The organism is Streptomyces sp. NPDC051567, from assembly GCF_044454165.1.
Classification (GTDB): Bacteria; Actinomycetota; Actinomycetes; order Streptomycetales; family Streptomycetaceae; genus Streptomyces.
Genome location: NZ_JBITDK010000031.1, coordinates 23,378 through 40,934, shown reverse-complemented (window position 1 = coordinate 40,934; position 17,557 = coordinate 23,378). Strand labels below are relative to the sequence as shown.

15 protein-coding genes are annotated in these 17,557 nt (G+C 75.0%); 3 read left to right on the top strand and 12 right to left on the bottom strand.

The genetic code is table 11. The features are described from left to right. Positions 1-92 precede the first annotated feature (92 nt). Positions 93-581: a glutathione peroxidase gene (locus ACIA5F_RS26375; protein ID WP_399357061.1), complete on the top strand. Its 489-nt coding sequence runs from the start codon at positions 93-95 to the stop codon at positions 579-581. Positions 582-1,033: 452 nt separating this feature from the next. Beyond that, positions 1,034-1,618 carry a GNAT family N-acetyltransferase gene (locus ACIA5F_RS26370; protein ID WP_399357059.1) on the top strand — a complete coding sequence of 195 codons (585 nt, stop codon included), beginning with the start codon at positions 1,034-1,036 and terminating at the stop codon, positions 1,616-1,618. Here ACIA5F_RS26370 and ACIA5F_RS26365 read toward each other — a convergent pair. Genes ACIA5F_RS26365 through ACIA5F_RS26350 form a run of 4 tightly spaced genes read right to left on the bottom strand, consistent with a single transcriptional unit; the run spans position 1,594 to position 5,714 of the window. Then, the gene (locus ACIA5F_RS26365; RefSeq protein ID WP_399357057.1) at positions 1,594-2,382 is read right to left on the bottom strand and encodes a nucleoside 2-deoxyribosyltransferase domain-containing protein; all 789 of its coding nucleotides are present in this window, start codon (positions 2,380-2,382) and stop codon (positions 1,594-1,596) included. The two genes, ACIA5F_RS26370 and ACIA5F_RS26365, sit on opposite strands and share 25 nt — an antisense overlap. Further along, positions 2,372-3,226 carry an alpha/beta fold hydrolase gene (locus tag ACIA5F_RS26360; protein ID WP_399357055.1) on the bottom strand — a complete coding sequence of 285 codons (855 nt, stop codon included), beginning with the start codon at positions 3,224-3,226 and terminating at the stop codon, positions 2,372-2,374. Before ACIA5F_RS26360 ends, ACIA5F_RS26365 begins: the two co-directional genes overlap by 11 nt. Beyond that, entirely contained in the window at positions 3,223-4,203 is a 981-nt protein-coding gene (locus ACIA5F_RS26355) for a macrolide 2'-phosphotransferase (protein WP_399357053.1), read from the bottom strand. Before ACIA5F_RS26355 ends, ACIA5F_RS26360 begins: the two co-directional genes overlap by 4 nt. After that, on the bottom strand, positions 4,200-5,714 hold the full coding sequence (locus ACIA5F_RS26350) for an AMP-binding protein (protein ID WP_399357051.1): 1,515 nt from the start codon (positions 5,712-5,714) through the stop codon (positions 4,200-4,202). The genes ACIA5F_RS26355 and ACIA5F_RS26350 overlap by 4 nt, the downstream gene beginning before the upstream one ends. A 58-nt stretch (positions 5,715-5,772) precedes the next feature. Here ACIA5F_RS26350 and ACIA5F_RS26345 point away from each other — a divergent pair, with 58 nt between their 5' ends. Continuing rightward, entirely contained in the window at positions 5,773-7,374 is a 1,602-nt protein-coding gene (locus ACIA5F_RS26345) for a CocE/NonD family hydrolase (protein ID WP_399357049.1), read from the top strand. On the opposite strand, the gene ACIA5F_RS26340 is transcribed toward ACIA5F_RS26345, so the two are convergent. The 8 genes from ACIA5F_RS26340 to vioD form a co-directional block, all read right to left on the bottom strand. Then, on the bottom strand, positions 7,339-8,424 hold the full coding sequence (locus ACIA5F_RS26340; protein WP_399357047.1) for a glycosyltransferase family 2 protein: 1,086 nt from the start codon (positions 8,422-8,424) through the stop codon (positions 7,339-7,341). The two genes, ACIA5F_RS26345 and ACIA5F_RS26340, sit on opposite strands and share 36 nt — an antisense overlap. Positions 8,425-8,537: 113 nt before the next feature. Next, on the bottom strand, positions 8,538-9,767 hold the full coding sequence (locus tag ACIA5F_RS26335; protein ID WP_399357045.1) for an acetyl-CoA carboxylase biotin carboxylase subunit family protein: 1,230 nt from the start codon (positions 9,765-9,767) through the stop codon (positions 8,538-8,540). Beyond that, on the bottom strand, positions 9,760-10,479 hold the full coding sequence (locus tag ACIA5F_RS26330; protein WP_399357043.1) for a PIG-L deacetylase family protein: 720 nt from the start codon (positions 10,477-10,479) through the stop codon (positions 9,760-9,762). The genes ACIA5F_RS26335 and ACIA5F_RS26330 overlap by 8 nt, the downstream gene beginning before the upstream one ends. After that, positions 10,476-12,518 (bottom strand): NAD-dependent epimerase/dehydratase family protein, encoded by a 2,043-nt coding sequence (locus ACIA5F_RS26325; protein WP_399357041.1) that lies wholly within the window; start codon positions 12,516-12,518, stop codon positions 10,476-10,478. Before ACIA5F_RS26325 ends, ACIA5F_RS26330 begins: the two co-directional genes overlap by 4 nt. A 61-nt stretch (positions 12,519-12,579) precedes the next feature. Next, positions 12,580-13,335, bottom strand: coding sequence for a hypothetical protein (locus ACIA5F_RS26320; protein ID WP_399357039.1), 756 nt, complete (start codon positions 13,333-13,335; stop codon positions 12,580-12,582). A 7-nt stretch (positions 13,336-13,342) separates the two neighbouring features. Continuing rightward, complete coding sequence (vioC, locus tag ACIA5F_RS26315; protein WP_399357037.1) at positions 13,343-14,377, bottom strand: arginine beta-hydroxylase, Fe(II)/alpha-ketoglutarate-dependent; 1,035 nt, start codon at positions 14,375-14,377, stop codon at positions 13,343-13,345. A 188-nt stretch (positions 14,378-14,565) separates the two neighbouring features. Further along, positions 14,566-16,404, bottom strand: a complete 1,839-nt coding sequence (locus ACIA5F_RS26310) for an amino acid adenylation domain-containing protein (RefSeq protein WP_399357035.1) — start codon at positions 16,402-16,404, stop codon at positions 14,566-14,568. Further along, the gene (vioD, locus tag ACIA5F_RS26305) at positions 16,401-17,525 is read right to left on the bottom strand and encodes a capreomycidine synthase (RefSeq protein WP_399357033.1); all 1,125 of its coding nucleotides are present in this window, start codon (positions 17,523-17,525) and stop codon (positions 16,401-16,403) included. The genes ACIA5F_RS26310 and vioD overlap by 4 nt, the downstream gene beginning before the upstream one ends. Between the last annotated feature and the right edge of the window lie 32 nt (positions 17,526-17,557).

The window sequence follows — 17,557 nt, the reverse complement described above, 5'->3', positions numbered from 1 at the left end:
GTCCTGCTTCCTTTCCGCCCTGCCTGTCCTGCCTGTCCTGCCTGTCCTGCCTGTCCTGCCTGTCCTGCCTGTCCTGCTGAGGAGATTTCCCGATGAGCCTGTACGACATCCCGCTGACCACGCTGGCCGACGAGTCCACCAGCCTCGCGGCCCACAAGGGCAAGGCGATCCTGGTCGTGAACACCGCCTCGCAGTGCGGGCTCACCCCGCAGTACGCGGGCCTGGCCCGGTTGCAGTCGCAGTACGAGGCCAAGGGCTTCACCGTCATCGGCGTGCCCTGCAACCAGTTCGGCGGGCAGGAGCCCGGCACCGCCGAGGAGATCGGGACCTTCTGCGCGGCCGGGTTCGGTGTGACCTTCCCGATGCTGGCGAAGTCCGAGGTCAACGGCGAGCACCGGCACCCGCTCTACCAGGAGCTGGTCAAGTCCCCGGACGCGCAGGGCGAGGCGGGGGACATCCAGTGGAACTTCGAGAAGTTCCTGATCTCCCCCGCCGGTGAGGTCGTGGCCCGCTTCCGTCCGCGCACCGAGCCCGAGGCCCCCGAGCTCGTCGCCGCGATCGAGGCACACCTGCCCGCGTAGCCCCGTAGGGCCACCCGTACGGGTTCCGGGCCCGGAGCCGGGTACACGCGCCCGCCGTCTCCACACGCACCAAGATCCGGGCCATTCGCGGGCCGGCACCCCGCACCCGGCTCCCTCGTCCGTCGTTCTGGCTGGTCGACATGGGTGTGGGCCGGTGCGGACCGGTGCGGACCGATGCTCCCCGTGTACCGTCGGCAGAGGGCGAGGGGGGGGGGGGGGGGGGGGGGGGGGGGGGGGGGCGGGGTGGGGGGGGGGGGGGGGGGGGGGGGGGGGGGGGGGGGGGGGGCGGGGGGCGCGCGCGGGCGGTGGGTGTGGGGGGTGCCCCCGGGTAGCGCCTGGGGCCCCCCCGCCCCCCGGGAGGGTGGGTGCCCCGGGCGGGGCGGGGGCCGGCCGGGGTGCCGCGACCGGCCGAAACCTGTCGTGTCCCGGCAGGACGGTCTTAACCTCGCACCATGACCACAACCTCTCAGACCCCCGGCACCGTCGGCGCGGCATACGAGTTCCGGGCCGCCCTGCCCGAGGACGCCGAGGCCATCGGGGCCATCGACGGGTCCTTCACCACCTCGACCGTCTTCCGGGTGGCCGTCACCGACGACGGCTTCGCCCTGCGCGAAGTCCCCGTGGACCCGCCCCTGACCAAGGTGTTCCCCGAGGACGACGGCAGCGACGAGGACGAGGAGGACGGTGAGGAGGACGACAGCCGCACCTTCGTCGCCATCGACGCCGCCGGCGGCCTCGCCGGGTTCGCCGCCGTCTCCTACCACCCGTGGAACCGCCGGCTGACCATCGAGGACATCGAGGTCGCCCCGGAGCACCGGGGCCGGGGCGTGGGCCGCACCCTGATGGGGCACGCGGTGGACGTCGCGCGTGAGCATGGCGCCGGGCACCTCTGGCTGGAGGTCACCAACGTCAACGCCCCGGCCATCCGGGCCTACCGCCGGATGGGCTTCACCTTCTGCGGTCTGGACACCGTCCTCTACCAGGGCACCGAGTCGGAAGGCGAACAGGCGCTCTACATGAGCATGCCCTGCCCCTGAGCCGCGAGCAGCCGACGGGCCGCGGGGCCCGAGCCGTCGCCCGGCACGACCTCGACGGTCACCAGCCAGGCGGCGGCGCCGTCCGGACCGGCGGCCGGCGCGTACCAGTCCACGCGCGCGTCGAGCAGCCGGTCGCCGGCCTCGCGGCGACCGGCGTACCAGGCCCGGAACTCCCGGCTGCGCCACACCGCCAGCGGCACGGACCGCTCGCCGCCGGTACGTTCCTCCCCCGGTCCCACGGCGCGCAGGGCCGCGGCGGCGGCACCCTCGACGGTGCGTTCCACGGGCACCCCCAGTGCCCCGGCGAAGTACAGCAGGTACGCCATGCGTTCGGCCTCCGGCGGTGCGCCGAGCACGGCTCGGCCGGACCCGCACCAGGTACCCCACTTGATGTTCGAGACCAGGCCGGGCAGCCGGGCCATGTCCCTGGGTATCCAGAACAGGATCACGTCCGAGCGGCGCATGGCATCCTCCTCCCAGGCGATCTGGTCCTCGTACGCGGGATAGCCGCCGCCGGGGACCGGCTCGGGCAGGAACACCGCCAGCCTTCCCGTACCCGTCCACGCGGCCCGCAGCGCGGCCACGGCGTCCGGGCGCCACGAGGGCTCCGCCGGGTCGACGGGGGTCGGGCCGCACAGGTACACGGCCGCGGCCCAGGACGCGGGCGGGTCCTGGCCGACGTGCACGACGTCCACGACGGGCTCGGTGGGGGGCGCGAGGGTGGTGGGGCGCGCGGGGATGGTGGGGGCCGTTTCAGTGGACACGAGCTGCTCCAGGGTCGGTCGGGGCCAGGGTGGCGAGGAAGTCCAGCAGGAGGGTGTTGAAGGCGGCGGGCCGTTCCAGGAAGCCGAGATGGCCGGTGTCGGGCAGCGCCGTCCAGCGGGCGCCGGGGATCGCCTCGGCGACCTCCCGGCCCAGTGGCGCGGGCACCAGCTGGTCGTCGGCGAAGCCCACCACCAGCACCGGGGCGGTGATCCGGGCGTAGTCGGCCAGCCGGTCGCGCTCCGGTCCGGTCGGCACGCTGATGGCCGATTCTCCGGTCAGCGCGGCGATTTCGAAGAGGTCGAGCCATTCCTCGACCGCGCCCTCGTCGGCCAGTGTCCTCGGCGAGAGGTTCTGTCCGAGGCGGACGAAGGCCTCGTACGCGGGCGGCAGCCGTGTTCCCGAGGCGGCGAGCCCGGCCTCGGCGCGCGCCATCGCCCGGCCGACCGGGTCGGGCCGCCCCCGGGTCGCGGCGAGCAGCGCGCCGCTCGCCAGGTGCGGATCTGTCAGGAGCAGTTCCTGGACCGCGAGGGAGCCGAGCGAGTGCCCCACCAGCGGGCAGGGCGGCAGGGCGAGCGCGGTCATCAGGTCCCGTACCGCGCGGGCGATTCCGGCCGGTCCGGGCTCCCCGGCCGGATGGTCGAAGGTCACCACCCGCCGTCCGGCCGCGGTCAGCGCGGGCACCTGGTGGTGCTCCCAGACGCGCCCGCCGCCGCCCGCTCCGGCGACCAGCACCACCGGTGCTCCGCCGGTCCCGTGCACGGCGTACGCCAGTCCGCCGGGCGTGCGTCCCGTCGTCCGCGCCCGCGCCCGCGCGGGCCGCGCCGCGTCCGTGGGCCCGCTCACGGCGCCATCCTGCTCAGTGCCGTGCGCACCCAGGCGGGGCGGCCGGTGTCCAGGCCGCGCAGTGCCACGTGGACCCACAGGAACGAGGCCCGTGCCAGGATGTGCGCCCGCATGCCGTCGCGGACCTCGCCGCCGGCTGCCCGGTAGGCGTCCAGGAGGCGGTCGAGGAGGCCGGTGCCGCCGGCGTAGAGCATGTCGACGAAGTCGGCGGCGGGGTCTCCCGGGCCGGCGTTGGCCCAGTCCAGCAGGCCGGACAGGGTGGGCGGGCCGGACGGCGGGCGGACCACGAGGGTGTGGCCGGGGTGCACGTCGCCGTGGACGAGCGTCAGCCGGCGCGGCCACAGGCCGTCGTCCTCAAGCCATGCCCGCCAGCGCCGGACCCCGGAGGCGGGCAGCGGGAACTCGGCCCGGGCCCGCGCGAGCCGGTCCGCGACGCGGGCGCGTACGGCGGCGGGGTCGGCCGGCGCCGCGCCGGGGAGGAGCGGGGTGCCGTCAGAGGCTTCCAGGGCGGTGGTGTGCACCGCGACCAGGGTGCGGGCGAGCGGCTCCAGGTAGTGGGCCGGGTGGGCGAGCGGGTCCGTCGACCAGCCGTAGACCAGGGTGTCGGGGTCCTCGGCGCCGGCCGGCTCGCCGGGCAGGCGGGGGTAGGCGACCAGGTCCGGGGTGTGCAGGCGCCAGTCGGGCACCGGGACCGGGACCCGGTCGCGTACGGCGGCCAGTACGACGCCCTCCACGGCCAGTTGGGCGGATGCCTCGGGCCGGCGGGGCTGCCGCAAGATCCACGGGGTTCCGTCGGCCGCCAGGATGTGGGTGACCCGGAAGTCCCAGCCGCTGTCGTCGGGGCGGGCGCTCGCCAGGTCGAGTTCCACGCTCAGGCACCGGGACGCGTACGCGGCGAGCCCGGCCGTGCCCGTGCCCGTGCCCGGTACGGCGTCCGAGGCGGATGCCGCCGCCCGCGCGGCGGGTACGGCGCTCATCGGGCCGCCCCCGCGGCCGGCAGGTGCCGGTCCCGGGTGGCGTCGCGGTCCACCTTGCCCGTGTGTGTCCGCTCCAGCTCGGCGACCGGGACGAGGAGGCTCGGCACCATGTGCGGGGGCGCGGTCCGCTCCAGCAGGGCGCGAATCCCCGCCGCGACCTCGGCGGGGTCGCGGTCCGGCAGCGGCACGAAGAACGCGGCCAGCGTGCTGTGCTCGGCCCGCTCCACCCGGGCCGCCCCGACGGACAGCACCCCCTCGCAGCCGCCGACGAGGGCCTCCACGGCGACCAGGTCCACCCGGTGGCCGCGGATCTTGACCTGGTGGTCGGACCGGCCCCGGAAGACCAGGGTGCCGTCGGCCGTCTCGGAGACCAGGTCACCGGTGCGGTACCAGCGGGTGCCGTCGCGCTCGGCGAACCGGGCGTCGGTGGCCGCTCGGTCGCCGTGGTAGCCGAGGGCCAGGCCGGGCCCGGACACGTACAGTTCGCCGGTGTCGTCGACGCGCTGGCCGACATGAGGCAGGGGCCGTCCGATGGGCAGGTCACCATCGGTGTCGGGGAGTTCGGGGGCGCCCGGGCCGGCCAGCCGCACGGCGTGGGTGACGAGCGCGGTCTCGGTGGACCCGTAGGTGTTGAGCAGCCGTACTCCGGACGCGCCCAGGCGCCGCCAGCGCCGGAGCATGTCGGCGCGGACCGCCTCGCCGCCGATCACCACCGTGCGCAGGGAGCCTGGCAGCTCCGCGCCCTGGTGGAGCAGGTCACCGGCGAGGCTGTGCCAGAAACCGGTGGGCAGCACGGCGACGGTGACCTGCTGGTCCTCGGCGACCTGGGCGAAGCCCTCGCGCGCCGCGTCGTCGATGACGAGGGTGGCGCCGCCGGTCAGGGCCGGGAGGATCTCCTCCAGGCTGGTGTCGCCGCCCGCGCCGTGGAAGTGCAGCACGGTCTCGCCCGGTCCGACGCCGTACAGGGCGCGCAGCGTCGGCACCACGGCGGCCGGTGCCCGGTGCGGCACCACGACGCCCTTGGGCTCGCCGGTGGACCCCGAGGTGAACAGCACGTACGCCGGGTCCTCGGGCCGGACGCCGGAGTCGGGGTGGACGGCCGCCCGCGGGGGTGTCACCGGGGCGGGCGTCCAGCGGGGGCGGTGCACCGTCGCGACGGGCGGCTGCCAGCCGGTGTCCGCGGTCGCGACGGCCTCAAGGACCCCGAGCCGGGCCAGGACCGCCTCCAGTCGCGCCGCCGGGTGGCCGGCCTCCAGCGGCACGTACGCGCGGCCCGCCGCGAGCACGCCCAGGACGGCCGCCACGTCCCGGGCCGAGTGGTGCACGACGATCCCCACGGGCGGCTGCGGCGGCCCGGTGCGCGGGGCGACGGCGGCGGCCACTTCCAGCACCCACGCGGCGAGGGTGCCGTAACCGACGGCGAGCCCGTTGTCGACGACGGCGGGGCGGGCCGGGTCGGCGCGCGCCGTCGCGAAGAAGGGTTCCAGGAAAGCAATTCCGGCGGACTGCATTGTGATCGTCCTCGTCCTGTTGGAATATGGGCGGGTGCGCATCGTGGTGGAACATGACGTGAAAATACCCGTGCGGGACGGCACACTATTGAGTGCCGACCTCTACCGTCCCGAAACGGCAGATCCGGTACCGGTGCTGGTGCGCCGAACCCCCTACGGAAAATCGGGCTCCCCGGGCGGCGCCTCCGTCGACGGGCTGCGGCTGGTGCGCGCCGGGTACGCGCTGCTGGTGCAGGACGTACGCGGCCGGTTCGCCTCCGGCGGCGCCTTCGAGCCGTACTGGAACGAGGCGGCGGACGGCGCGGACACCGTGGCCTGGGCGGTCGGCCGGCCGTGGTGCGACGGCTCGGCCGGTCTGTTCGGCCGCTCGTACGAGGCGATGGCGGCGCTGCTCGCGGCGGCCGAGCGGCCGCCCGGGCTGGGCGCGGTCGTCCCGCACGTCGCCGGCTCCGGCTTCGACGAGGGCTGGACCCGCCAGGGCGGCGCCTTCCAGCTGGGGTTCGTCCTGTACTGGGTGCTGTACGACCTGCTGCTCGACGGGGCCGGCCTGGAGGGGGCCGATCTCGCCGAGGTGGCCGGCTCCGTGGACCGGATCGACGAGCTGTACCGTGACCCGGAGGCCGCCTCGGAGCTGCTGGACCGGCTGGCCCCGTACTGGCGGCAGTGGCGCGAGCACCCCGGCGGCCACCCGTACTGGCGGCGCGCCGCACCCCGCGACGCGTATGCGGGGATCGATGTCCCCGCACTCCACCTGACGGGCTGGTACGACATATTCCTGGCCGGCGCCCTGGAGAATTACCGGGGAATTCGGGAATGCGGAACAGATTCCCGTCTGGTGGTCGGGCCGTGGTCCCACTGCGTGACCGGCGGAATATTCCCGCAGCGCCGTTACGGGCTGGCCGCGGACGAAGACCGGCTCGATGTCACCGGCCTCCACCTGGACCATTTCGACCGGCATCTCCGGGGCCGGGGCGGCGCGCCGGAACCAGAACCGGTGCGGCTGTTCGTCACCGGCGCCGACACGTGGCGCGCCTTCCCCGACTGGCCGGTCCCCGGCACCGGGGAGCTCCTCCTGCACCTCGACGGCAGGCGTCTGACGCCCGGCCCCGCCCCGGTGGCGGCCGGGGCCGACCGGCTCCGGCACGATCCGGCCGACCCGGTGCCCACCACCGGCGGCGCGACCGCGTTGCCCGGCCAGTTCACCGGCGGCGACTGCGGGCCGCTCGACCAGCGGGAGGTGGAGCGGCGCGCCGATGTGCTGTGCTTCACCGGCGAGCCGCTCGCCGCCCCGCTGACCGTGGTCGGGGACACCGTGCTGACGGTGTACGTCACCCCGGACGCCGCGGGCGCGGACGTGACGGGCAAGCTCGTCGACGTCCACCCGGGCGGCCGGGCGGAGCTGCTGTGCGACGGCATCCGCCGCCTGGGGCCCGCGGCGGGGGCGGACGGGCCGGCCGCCCCCGGCGGGCCCGTCGAGGTCACCGTGCGGCTGGGCGCCGTCGGGCACGTGTTCCGCGCGGGTCACCGCGTCCGCGTCGAGGTCGCGTCGAGCAACGCGCCGCGCTTCGACGTGCATCCGCCGGTCCTCGCACACCACACCGTCCACCACGGCGGCGGCCATCCCTCACGCCTGCTGCTGCCGCGCCTCGCCGGCGGCTGACGCCGGCGCGGGGCCCGGGCCGGCGGCGTCGGGGTGGAAGACCGACAGGTCGGCCACCTTCTCGATCCGCCGGCCCGCCTCCCAGTGCGCCCGCCGCAGCCGCCGCGCCTGGGCGCCGGTCAGTTCGGTGCTGTGCTGCGGGATCGAGCGGACCATCCGGGCCCGCTTGGCCGCCGCCGGGTAGCGCTCGCGCACCGCGTACGGGTCGTTGAGCAGGTGGTGCGCGGTACCGACGTGGAAGGCCGCCTTCAGCAGGGCGTAGTAGGCCGCCGCGCCGACGCCCTTGTCGCGGGCGCAGTGCACCAGCGTCCGCGACGCCTCGAACACCCGCCACACCACGGGCACGGCCGGTGTGGTGAACACGCCGGTCTCCTGGGCGATGCCCTCGCCGACGCCGTAGCGGAAGTAGCTGCGCATGTTGGCGAAGCCGTGCTGGGCGTCGTGGAAGATCCGGGCCTCCGGCAGGTACACCACGGGGATGCCCGCCAGCTGGAGCCGGAAGTCGAACTCCCGGTCCTCGCACCAGTGGATCAGCTCGTCGAAGTGGTATCCGCCGATGTGGTCGACGATGTCGCGGTTGTAGATCAGTGGCGGGGACAGCGCGCTGACGTAGTCCCCCTCGTCGAACTCCCTCACCCGGGCGGTCAGTTTGCTGAGGGTTCCGTCCGACTCCCCGTACACGACCTGCCCCTTGACCACCGGGGCGGTGAGCACGGCGCGGACCATGGCGCGGACCACGCCCGGGGCGAAGGTGCAGTCGGAGTCCATCAGCAGCAGGTACTGGCGGTCGGTGGCGACGGCTCCCGCGTTGTAGGCGGCGCCCAGGTTGCCGACGTCCTCGATCTCGGTGACCGTCAGCGGCCGGGGGTGTCCGGCGATCAGCTTCAGTACCGCGTCGCTGGGGCCGTTGAGCGCGAGGACGATCTCCACGTCCTCGTCGATCGAGGCGATGCAGTCGGCGATCCGCAGATCGTCGCGCAGAGCGATGATCACGCTGGTCCGGGCGATGCCCTTGTCGACCGCGGTCTCGTCCACCGGGGCGGTGGCCATCCCGTTCTCCCTTGTCTCGGTCGTGCCGTTCGTGGTCGTGCCGTCGGTGTCCGTACGGCGTGCCCCCCGGGCGCGGGCCGGACGGCCCGCGCCCGGGGGTCGGGGTGCGGTCATCAGGCCGGTGTCTTCAGTCGCAGGGGCAGGGTGCGCAGGGTGCGTTCGGCGATGGCCTCGGCCTCGGCCGGTTCCGCCGCGTGAGCGATCACCCCGGCCAGGACGTCGGCGCCGCCGCGGTAGGACGGCAACACGGTGCCGGGGGCCAGGTCGAGGCCCCAGAACACGTCGTGCACCCCGGCCCGGCGGGCGGCGTCGCGCGGGTCGCCGGCCCACTCGACCACCCCGCCGTCCGCCGGCAGGAACCGCTGTACCGCCGCCCGGTCGTACCGGGGCTCCAGTTCGGTGAGGTCCAGGGGCTGCCCCAGGGCCAGGCGGACCACGTTGGGCAGCGGGTCCACCCCGGTCGCCAGCCGCATCACCTCGGTGGCGATCCGGGCACCGGTCAGCCGGCCGGTGATCTCCAGGAGGATCACCCGGCCGTCGTGGGTGCGCAGGATGTCGGTGTTGATCACCGCCGGGTCCAGGCGCAGGGCGCGTGCCCCGCGCCGCACCGTGTCGGTGACCTCCTCGATCTGTTCGGCGTTCAGCAGGCTCGGCAGGGTGTCGCCGCCCTCGAAGAAGTGCGGGGCGAACTCCTCCTTGCGCCCGTACTCGCGGTCCGCGAACCCGAAGCGGTGCAGTTCGCCGTCGGCCATGAACGCGGCGAGGGTGTGCTCCGTACCTTCCAGGAACTCCTCGATCACGATGCGGCCACCGGGGCTGAGCCGCAGTGCCTCCCGCGCCAGGGGGCGCACCCGGTCGGCGGACTCCACCTTCAGCACGCCCAGCGAACCGGTCTGGTCGCTGGGTTTGATGACCGCCGGCAGGCCGATGCCGGCGACCGCCCGCACCGCCTCGCCGACACTCTCGGCGGTCGTGAACCGGGGCAGGTCCAGTCCGGCCCCGCGCAGGACCGCCAGCCGCCGGTCCTTGAGCGTGCAGCCGAGCGCGGTCTCCAGGGGCAGCCCCGGGCAGCCGAAGCGCTGTGCGAGGGTGCTGATCACCGGCGGGTTGTCCGCGCCCAGCGAGAACACCCCGTCGATCCGGTCGACGCCCGCCGCCGCGAGCGCGGCGAGGACGGCGACGGCGTCGTCCGGGTCGCACTCCAGCAGCAGGTCCGCCGCCGCCCGGACCCGGCCGGTCGGCCGGCCGGTGGCCACCACGAGCTCGCGGCGGGGGGAGCGCAGTTCGGCCAGCGAGTGGTCCATGCCGGAGCCGATCCCGCAGACCAGGAGCCGGTCAGTCACGGCCGCCTCCCGCCGGGGCGACGGCGACCCGTGCCCCGGGTGCCGGTCCGGCCAGGCTCAGCACCTGGAACACCTCCGCGTGCCCGGAGCCGGTCGTGACGGCGCCCCGGTAGCGGGCCAGGCCCCGGATGCCCTCGTCCCAGGCGGCGTGCCGCAGCTGGGAGACGTACGCGCGCATCGCCTCGACCTTGGTCTCGATCTGGCCATCGATGTCCTCGGCGTACTGGAACCGGGCCATCGGCGCCCACACCTCGTACCCGAGCACCAGCCGGGGCGGGGGCATCGGCCGCGCGCCCGCTTCCTGGAAGAACTCCGACTGCGCCATCCACAGCGCCTCGGTGGTCAGCTGGTGGACCATGCGGTGCTCGACGTCGTCATCGTTGTCGTGCGGCAGGTAGACCACCTGCGGGCGCACCTCGCGCAGTACCCGTACGAGGTCCAGGTGGACCCGGCGGCTGAGGGCGAAGTCCCGCGACGGCTCGTCGAAGCGGATGCAGCGGTGCACGCCGAGGGCCTTGGCGGCGGCCTCCGTCTCGGCGGTGAACTCGGCGTCGGTGACCGCGTCGTCGAGGGCGCTGCGCTCACGGCCGATGACGATGACGACGCTCACGCGGGCGCCGTCGCGGACGTGTTTGGCGATGGACCCTCCGCAGCCGATGACGTCGTCGTCGGGGTGCGGGGCGACGACCAGGACGTCGGTGACGGCGGTCATGCCCGGGCTCCCGGAAGTTCCCCGGCCCAGTCGGCCCACTGCCCGGTCAGGGCGATGCCCTCGGTGAACGGGACGCGGGCCGTGAAGCCGAGTATCCGGCGGGCCTTGTCGTAGTCGGCGCGGGCGGTGGAGCGGTACAGGTCCAGCTCCCACTCCTCGACCGGCTCCCCCGCGCCGTCCGCGGTGGGGGCGCCCAGGGCGCGCAGGGCGCGGATCGCGTCGAAGAAGGTGCCCCAGCGCAGTTCCTCGGCATGGCCGACGAGGAACCGCTCGCCGGCCGCGGCCTCGGTGTCCACGGCCAGGAGCACGGCGTCGGCCAGGTCGTCCACGTGCACGGCGTTGCAGACACCGCCGCCGGTGCCCGCAGGGAGGTGCGCGAAGTGGCCCTCGGGGCGGCGCAGCTGGGCGGTCGTCCACTGGCCGCCCGACGGTCCGTAGACCACGCCCGGCTGGAGCACGACCGTCTCGGGGCCACCGTCGTGGGCGTGGGCGTCGAGGACGAGTCGTTCGGCGGCGAGTTTCTGCTGCTCGTACTCGCGGTCGGCGGGATCGGCGGGGCGGGCCGGGGAGTCCTCGGTCAGGGAGCCGGAGACGGCCGGGTCGTAGACGTCGACGGTGCTGAGGTGCACCACGCGGCGCACGCCGGCGGCGCGGGCCGCGGCCAGGACGTTCGCGGTGCCCTCGACGGAGGCCGCCCAGCGCTCCGCCTCGTCGCCGGAGCTGCCGAACCCGCAGTGCACGACGGTGTCGCAGCCCTCGAACGCCGCCCGCAGCGAGTCGGTGTCCAGCAGGTCGCCCTGCCGGAACTCGATCCGGTCCTGGGGCAGGACGGACAGCCGGGCGGCCCGGCCGAAGCCGCGGACGACCGGCCGGACCCGGGCCCCGGTGCCGAGGACGAGCCGTTCCACGGTCCGGCCGCCGATGAAGCCGCTCGCGCCGGTCACCGCGACGGTGCGGCCGGCGAGCACCGGGAGGCCGCCACCGCCGTCGGCTCCGGGGCCCCGCGTGGTCCACGGCTGGGCGGACCGCTCGCGGGCGGGCCCGCCGTAGCACTCCTGGATCAGCTCGACGACGCGGACGCCGTCCTCGGGGGTGGAGTGGGCGGGGGCACTGGCGCGGACGGCGGCGGCGAAGTTGGCGAGCTGTTCGGTGAAGAGCAGCTCCCACTCGTCCTGGGCGGGGGCGACGGCGTCCACGTCGCCGCGGTGCAGTTCCTCGCCGTCGGCGCCGGTCAGGGTACACTCCCCCGCCGGGAAGTCGGTGCCGATGGTGACGGTCGCCTTGGTTCCGGTGACCTTGCAGGAGATGCCGAGGTCACGGAGGCGGCTGAAGTCGCAGTACGCGTCGACGGAGCCGAAGCTCAGGTGGACGGTGGCATCGGTCTCCACCCCGCCGAGGGAGTTGTCCTCGGCGCGGACGACCCGCACCTCGGGCCCGAGCCACCACAGCAGGGTGTCGAAGACGTGCGAGGCGGTGTCGGTGAGGACACCGCCGCCGGCGAGACGCCGGTCGAACATCGACCAGGAGACCGGTTCGTGCGCGTACGGGTGGCCCTCCGCCCAGTCGACGCGCAGCACGTCGCCGAGGTCACCGCCGTCGATGAGCCGCTTGACCCAGGCGTAGGCGGGGAACAGGCGCCGCGGGTGGGCCATGGCCAGCACCGGGGCGCCGTCGCGGGCGGCGGTGGCGGCCAGGCGCCGGGCGTCCTCGACCGAGGTGGTCATCGGCTTCTCCAGCAGCACGTGCTTGCCCGCGGCCAGCAGCGCCTCGACGATCGGCGCGTGCAGGGTGTGCGGGGCGACCACGACGGCGGCGTCGAAGGCGTCGGCGACCTCGGCCGCGTCGGCGGCTGTCACCACCTGGTCGGCGCCGGCGCCCCCGAGCTCGCGGTAGAGGGCGAGCGCGGCCTCGGCCTGGCGCGGGTCGTGGTCGACGAGCGCGGTCAGCCGCACGTCGCCCTTGAGCAGGGGCAGTGCGGGCAGGTGGCAACCGCGGGCGGCGGCGCCGCACCCGACGATCGCGAGGCGTACGGCAGTCATGGTCTCTCCAGAGTTCGTCGGAAGGGGAGGTCGAAGGGGGAAACCTCGTCCGGGCGGGCGGTCACGGGGCGGGGGCGGCCGGGTGGTGGACCCACACGTTCGGCTCGGCGTACGTGCCGTGGCCGTCTTCGGTGACGCGCAGCGGGACGAGGCCGCCGGGCAGCGGGTGGTCACCCGGGCCCGGCAGCGGGTGGCCGAGGAACTCCTCCCAGCGGGGCACCGGCTGACGGATCACCAGCGAGTGTTCGGCGATGCCGAGCTGACGGGCCCCGAGTTCGAGGTGGGTGCGCAGCCACGGGTCGAAGCAGCGGCCGTCGGGCCGGCGCCAGGCCGCGTACTCGGCGATCGGGATCAGCGGGTAGCGGGGCTTGCGGGTGGGCCGGACCGGGATGATCACACCGCGGGGGGCGGTTCCGGCGGCGCGCCGCCGGACCTCGGTGAGCAGCCGCTCGGCATGGCCGGCCGCCCGGTGGGCGGGGTCCACGGACACCGACAGCATGCACACGGCGTCAGGCCGTCCGGGCGGGTCGTGGTCGACGGCCTCCACCAGTACCCCGTCGCTGCCGGAGGGCAGCGACAGGGCGAGGCCGTCCCAGCGGACCGGCAGCCCGTTGGCCGCCGCCACCAGGCGCCCGTCCCCGTCCAGCAGGCACAGCTGGTGGGCGGGGTAGCGGTCGTACATGCCGTGCCAGCGCCAGTTGCCGGGGGACTCCCAGCTCATGAACGCGGGCATGTTGGCGCCGATCAGGGCGTCCACCCCGGGCAGCAGCCACGGGTCGCGGGACAGATCGGTGAGGGTGAGGACGGACACGGACACGGGCGCGTCAGCCCAGCAGCCGGGTCTCGGCCGTGGCCCGCATCTCGCGGGAGCGTCGCAGGTCGGACGTGACGCACACCCGCTTCAGCCAGCGGTCGGTGCCGTCGTAGCGGGCCCGGAACGGGAGCCGGCCGTGCACCGCGCGGTGGTTGTCGATGAACAGCACGTCGCCCTGGTCCGCGACGACCTCCCGTATCCCGGCGTCCATCACCTTGAACAGCGCGTCGTAGGCGCGCCGGGCGTCGGCGTCGTCCTGCGGCACGGAGGTGAAGTACGGGTCGAGGCGCATGTACGGGTCCTGGCGGGAGCCGTAGAGGAGCGGGCCCAGGGGCCGCTCGTCGAGCATCTTCTGGATGGCGGCGAAGCGGGCCGCCTCCGCCTCGGAGGTGATCGTGTTGTTCTTCGGCAGGTGCGACTCGTCGGGGGCGATGCAGAACCGCGGCTCGAAGAGGATCTCGACGTCCTCGACGGACAGCGAGGACAGGTCCAGCTCGCCGACGGTGGTGGGGACGTGGTCGGGGTTGCGCAGCGCGCCGAGGATCAGGTAGTCGCTGCGGTGGGGGTGGAAGGCGTCCTCGGTGTGCCAGGTCAGCAACTCGGCGCTGCCCATGCCGAGCTGGTCGTTCTCGTGCTGGCGGATCGGGAAGATGTCGTGCACCAGGTGGCCGTCCTGCTGGGTGGCCCACCCGAAGGGCTCGCCGAGCAGCGCCGAGTACAGCATCAGCAGCAGTTCCTCGGGGAACTCCGGGCCCGGCCGGGTGCGGCCGCGCCAGTGGTCCGGGGTGGGGCCGATGCGCCGCTGGTCGAATGCGTGTCCCCGGATCACGGTGTGACCGTGACGGTCGGCCAGCTTGAACTCGCGCAGGAAGTGCTGGACGCCCTCCGGGAGCCGGGCCGCGAGCCGCGGCAGGTCGCGCAGGAGGGCGGGGTCACCGAAGGACGGGTAGGTGGCGGCCAGTTCGAAGCCAAGTTCCGCGGTGGCGGATGCCTCGTCGGCCGTGAGGGTGTAGCCGGGCGTGGACTGGTCGGTGAGGTTCGACATGCCAACTCTCGCTGAATGGTCGGGATGGTTACCGCCCGCGGATGGCCGGAGCCTGGACCGCGGGCCCTCGGGTGGTGCCGGTGTACGGGTGGTCGGCGGGGCCGGCCGGGAACCCCGCCCGGTGGCCGGGGGTACGGGCCGGTCCGCCAGGTGGCGGCGGGCCTCCGGGTGATCGGGGTGCCGGCCGGTCAGAGGGGGGCGGGCCCGCGGGTGGCCAGGGTTTCGGCCAGCAGCCGGGGGGTCGGGGCGGCGAACAGCGCGCTCGCGCGCAGCCCCGTGGCGGCGGGGAAGGACTCCCGCAGCCGGGCGAGCAGCCGCATGGCGAGCAGGGACTGCCCGCCATGGTCGAAGAAGTTGTCGTCGGGGCCGAGGCCAGGGGCGCCCAGGACCTCGCGGAAGAGGCCCAGCACCGTGCGCAGGGGTTCCCCCGCCGCGTCCGGATGCCCCGCGGCCGGGGTCGCGGGCGTGGCCGGGCCGGCCACGGCCGCTGCTGCTGCCCAGGTGGCCAGCAGCCGCTTGTCGATCTTGCCGTGCGGGTTCTTCGGCAGGACGGCGACCCGGTACAGCATCCGTGGCACCGCCCAGTCGGGCAGCTGTGCCTCCAGCGGGGTGACCAGCGCGTCCCGGTCGGCGCCGGTCAGGTGTACCGCTTCGCCGGGCAGCGGCGCGGCCTGCGGTCCGGCGGGCACGGTGAACGCCCACAGGACCGTCGCGGTCTGCGGGTCCGGGAAGACCACGGCCTGGTCCACGCCCTCCACCTCGCACAGGGCGCGTTCCACCCGGGCCGGCTCCAGCCGGTACCCGCGGATCTTCACCTGGTCGTCGACGCGCCCGAGGAAGACCAGGTGCCCGTCGGCGTCGATGCGCCCCAGGTCGCCGGTCACGTACAGGCGGGCGCCGGGGGTGGCGGAGACCGGGTCCGGCACGAACCGGCGGGCGGTGGCGGCCTCGTCGTCGAGGAACCCGCGGGCCAGCAGCGGCCCGCCGATGTGGATCTCGCCGCTCTCGCCGTCCGGTACCGGGCGGCCGTCGCGCCGGACGCTGATCTCCACGTCCCGCAGCGGGGTGCCCAGGGGCACCTCCACGGCGGCGGACGGCAGCAGCCCGGTGTAGAAGGTCGAGCTGACGGTGCATTCGGTGAGTCCGTACACATGGGCCAGAGCTGCGGGCTGCCGGGCCTGCCACGCCCGGTAGGGCCGGGGGTCCATCCGTTCGCCGCCGACCACCACGGTGCGCAGGGCGGCCGGGGTGGTGACGTCGCCGGTGTCGAGCCAGCGGGCGTACTCCATCCAGTACTGGGTGGACAGTTCGACCACGGTGGTCCCGGTCCGGGCCATGACGGTGTGCAGTTCCTCGGCGTCCAGGGCCCGGGTGTCGGCGCGGCACACGACGGCCGCGCCGGCGGCGAGGGCCGGGAACACCTCCTCGATCATGACGTCGAAGCCGAGCGAGGCCACTTGCAGCCAGCGGTCGCCCGGGGCCAGTTCCAGCCGCTCGGCGACCCCGGCGGCGAACCGGCCGAGGGCGTCCCGTTCGACGACGGTGCCCTTGGGCCGGCCGGTGGAACCGGAGGTGAACAGGACGTACGCCACGTCCGTGCCGGAGGCCCGCGGTGCGGGACGTACCGGTCGGGCGCCGCCGTCCGCCAGTACGTCGTCCGCCGGTACGTACGCGCCGTCGGGGGCGTGGGAGCCGTCGCCGAGCCACACCGCCGCCGCGGTCCGGTGGACGAGCGCGGCCCGGGCGGCGGCCGGGAGCCGGTCGTCCAGGACGGTGAAGCCCGCCCCGGCCTTCAGGGCCGCCAGCATGCCGAGAACGGTGCGGGCGGGGTCGCCGAAGGCCAGGCCGACCAGGCGTCCGGGGGCCGCGCCGTGCCCGGCCAGGCCGGCGGCCCAGGCGTCGGTGAGCCGGTCCGCGTCCCGGTACGTGAGCACCCGGTGCGGGGTCATCAGGGCGGGCGCGCCGGCGTGTTCGCGGGCGGACCGGTCCCACAGGTCGAGCACGTCGGACCCGGTCGCGGCGGTCACCGGGGGGTCCCCCGCGTCCGCAGGAACCGCGACAGTCCCGCGAGGCCGGCCCGGAAGGGCTCCTCCGGGCCGCCGAATCCGAGCCGGGCCCCGTACGGCGCGCCGAAGGCCGTGCCCGGCACCAGCAGGGTGCGGTGGCGGGAGAGCAGTTCCAGACAGAACCGTTCCACCGCCTCCGGTCCGGCGGATGCCCGCTCCAGCTCGGGGAAGACGGGCAGCGCGCACACGCCGCCCTCGGGCGGGGTCCAGCGGACCAGGCCCTCGTGCCCGGCCATCCAGTCCGTCAGGTGTGCGAGGTTGCGCCGGGCTTCGGCGGCCCGTGCGCCGATGAGCACGTCGGCGTGGCGCATGGCCCGCTCGGCGACGAGTTCGACGAGCGGGGAGAGGAAGAGGGTGGTGCGGTCGCGCAGCGGGAAGGTGGCCGTGAGCAGTTCCTTCGGCGCGATGGCCCAGCCGACCCGTAGCCCGGGCAGGCCGAAGGTCTTGGAGAAGGTGCCGTACGAGACGGTGTTCCCGCCGTCGGCGCCGGGGTCGGACAGGACGTCCCAGCGGTGGGCGATCTCGGCGGTGGCGGCGTCCCAGACCAGCACGGCCCCGGTGGCGGCGGTCCGCTCGGTCAGCTCCTTGAGGCCCTGAGGGGAGAGCGTGACGCCACTGGGGTTGTGCGGGAAGTTGACGATGACGGCCGCGGTGCCGGGGGTGACCAGCTCCGTCAGCGCGCCGGGGTCGATCTCGCCGTCGCGGATCGAGGTCGCCGGCAGTTCGACGACCCGGCAGCCCGCGGCCCGCGGGTAGTGCCCCAGCGAGTGGTAGATGCCTTCCTGGACGACGACCCGGTCGCCGGGGTGGAGCAGCGTGCTCAGGGTGAGCGCGATGGCCTCGCTGGAGCCGTGGGTGACCAGCACCCGGTCGGCGTCGCCGTCCGCGTAGCGGTCGGCGACGGCCCGGCGGATGCCGGCGCCGCCCTGCGAGACGCTGTCGTCCATGACGATCTCGTCGAGGTCGGCGGCCGGTATCTCGCACAGGTCGCGTATCTCGGCGAAGGTGTACGGGTGGACGCCGCTGGAGCTGATGTCGTGGATATCGGGGCCCAGGTGCCGGCGGTACCACTCCTCGAGCACCGGAGGATCTTCATGCCGGGGACGGAGACTGC